The sequence below is a fragment of the Streptomyces yerevanensis genome, assembly GCF_000716805.1.
GTDB classification, from domain to species: Bacteria; Actinomycetota; Actinomycetes; order Streptomycetales; family Streptomycetaceae; genus Streptomyces; species Streptomyces flaveus.
Genome location: NZ_JNWJ01000175.1, coordinates 1 through 2,484, shown reverse-complemented (window position 1 = coordinate 2,484; position 2,484 = coordinate 1). Strand labels below are relative to the sequence as shown.

The 2,484-nt window shown below is 68.0% G+C and carries 2 protein-coding genes and 2 pseudogenes; all 4 read left to right on the top strand.

The window, feature by feature from the left end; genetic code table 11:
- Positions 1–396: pseudogene (locus OP79_RS50290) on the top strand (ABC transporter substrate-binding protein); the annotation flags it as partial.
- On the top strand, positions 389–1,348 hold the full coding sequence (locus OP79_RS48835; RefSeq protein WP_033329691.1) for an ABC transporter ATP-binding protein: 960 nt from the start codon (positions 389–391) through the stop codon (positions 1,346–1,348). The pseudogene OP79_RS50290 and the gene OP79_RS48835, both read left to right, overlap by 8 nt.
- Before the next feature lie 3 nt (positions 1,349–1,351).
- The gene (locus tag OP79_RS48830) at positions 1,352–2,242 is read left to right on the top strand and encodes an ABC transporter permease (protein WP_033329690.1); all 891 of its coding nucleotides are present in this window, start codon (positions 1,352–1,354) and stop codon (positions 2,240–2,242) included.
- Positions 2,239–2,484, top strand: a pseudogene (locus OP79_RS48825) (ABC transporter permease); the annotation flags it as partial. The gene OP79_RS48830 and the pseudogene OP79_RS48825, both read left to right, overlap by 4 nt.

Genomic DNA, 2,484 nt, shown 5'->3' with positions numbered 1-2,484 from the left:
GATGGTCAGCCCGGACGGTGACCTGCCCGAGCTGGAGTTCGCGCTGCTGGCCGACGGCGTGCCGATGGACAAGCTGTACCCGCTCGATGTGGACCGCGCTTTCAAGGTGCTGACCCGGCTGCGGGGCGACATCAAGAAGTTCTGGGACAGCGGCCCGCTCCCCGGTGTGCTGCTCAGCCGCGAAGAGGTGACAATGTCCACCGTCTGGGACGGCCGGCTCGCCGACCTGCAGAAGCAGGGCGTCCCGGTCGAGCGGCAGCTCAACGGCATGCGCCGCCAGTTCTCGGGCTACGCCATCCCAAGTACTACGACGAGGGTTTCGACGCGGACATCGACTGGTGGCTGAAGAACGAATCGGCCGTCACCAAGCGCTGGTTGGAGTGGGCTCGTGGCTGAATTCGGTGTCGCCGCACCGTCTGTCAAGGTGGCCGGCGCCAAGCCGGCCACCGCGACCGGCAAAGCGCTGTCGGTAGTGGCATTGCGCAAGACGTACGGGGACGTCGTCGCCGTCGACGAGGCGTCCATGGAGATCGCGGCCGGGGAGTTCGTCACCTTCCTCGGCGCCTCCGGGTCGGGCAAGACCACGACCCTGATGATGATCGCCGGGTTCTGCGAACCGGACTCCGGCACCATCACCGTCGGCGGCCGCGACGTGACCCGGCTCGCCCCGCAGAAACGCAACCTCGGTTTCGTCTTCCAGCAGTACCTGCTCTTCCCGCACATGACCGTCGCTGAGAACGTCGCCTTCCCGCTCACGCTGCGCGGGGACAAGAAGCTCCGTGACCAGCTGCAGGTGGAGATCAAGACCATCCAGCAGGAACTCGGCCTGACCGTCATCTATGTGACGCACGATCAGGAAGAGGCGCTGGTCCTCTCGGACCGCATCGCGGTGATGCGCAACGGCCTGATCGAGCAGTTCGACACCCCCCGGGAGCTGTTCGAACGGCCGAGGACGCCGTTCGTCGCGGACTTCCTGGGCGCGGCGAACTTCCTGCCCGGCCGTATCGACAAGCACGACGGCGAGCACACCCTGGTCCGCCTGGACAACAGTGGCGGCCTGCTCAAGGCCCGCCGTCACCAGTTGCCCCCCGGCACCGAGGTGAAGGTCGCCGTGCAGCCGGGCCGGCTACGGGCCGGCTGCACCGACGACGGTTTCTGTACCGGCACGGTGGAGATGGCCACTTACGTGGGCACCCTGGTCCGCGCGGGCGTGCGCGTCGACGGCAAGGAGGCGCCGCTGCTGCGCCTGGAGGTACCCGCCGGACGCGGACCGGTCACCGGCGAGCGCGTCGGGATCACCGCCGACCCCGAGGACGTCAACCTCTTCGCCGACGAAAAGGCAGGGTGAGTCATGGCCGCCACCCTCACCGCGACCGCCCCCGCCCGTCCGCGCAAGCTCCTGGCGTCGCGCCGGACGCGGGTCGGGATCCTGTACGCGCTGCCGGTCGTCGTCTATCTGCTGGTGCTGTTCGTCTACCCGATCTTCAGCACCCTGCTGCTGAGCCTGAAGGACGCCGACGGCTCGTTCACCCTGCACTGGTACGCCGACGCGCTCACAGGCGTCAACCTGTCGGTGCTGTTCACCACGCTGCGGATCTCCGCAGAGACGGCCGTGCTGAGCCTGGTCTTCGGGTTCGTCCTGGCCCAGGCGATCTCCCGGCTCAAGCCGCTGTGGGCGGGCCTGGCGATGCTGGTCGTGGTCGTCCCGCACTTCGTCAGCGCCCTGGTGCGCACCTACGGCTGGATCATCATGCTCGGCGACAAGGGCCTGGTGAACGAGACTCTGGCGTGGGCGCCGGGGGCGCCGTACTCGCTGCTCTACAACGAGCTGGGCGTGGTCATCGGCACCACCTCCATGATGCTCCCGTACACGGTGCTGCTGCTGTACGGCGTGATGCGCGGCGTGGACCGCCGCCTGCTGGCGGCCGCGTCCAGCATGGGCGCGGGCCGGGTGACGATCTTCCGCCGCATCTATCTGCCGCTGGTCGCCCCGGGCCTGGCCAGTGCCGGACTGCTCAGCTTCATCCTCTCGCTGGGCTACTACATCACCCCGGCCCTGATGGGCGGACCCAACCAGACGATGATCGCCACCCTCATCAACCAGCAGGTCACCAAGGAGAACCAGTGGAACGGCGCGGCCGCGCAGGGCGTCATCCTGCTGGTCCTCACCCTGGCCGGACTGCTGCTCGTCAAGGCCGTCAGCTCGCTCGGCGCCAGCCGTAAGAAGAGGAACGCCTCATGATGGAGCTGCGCAAGACCCTCACCGGGCGGATCGCCCTGACCGCGATTGCCACCGTCATCCTGCTGTTCCTGGCGCTGCCGATCGTGGTCATCCTCGTCACCTCCTTCAGCAACAACGCCTTCGCCGCGTTCCCGCCCGAGGCGTGGACGCTGAACTGGTACAAGGCGCTGTTCGCCGACGGCAGCAAATGGCCGGCCGCGCTCTCCCTGAGCGCCCTGATCGCCGCCCTGAGCACCGTGTTC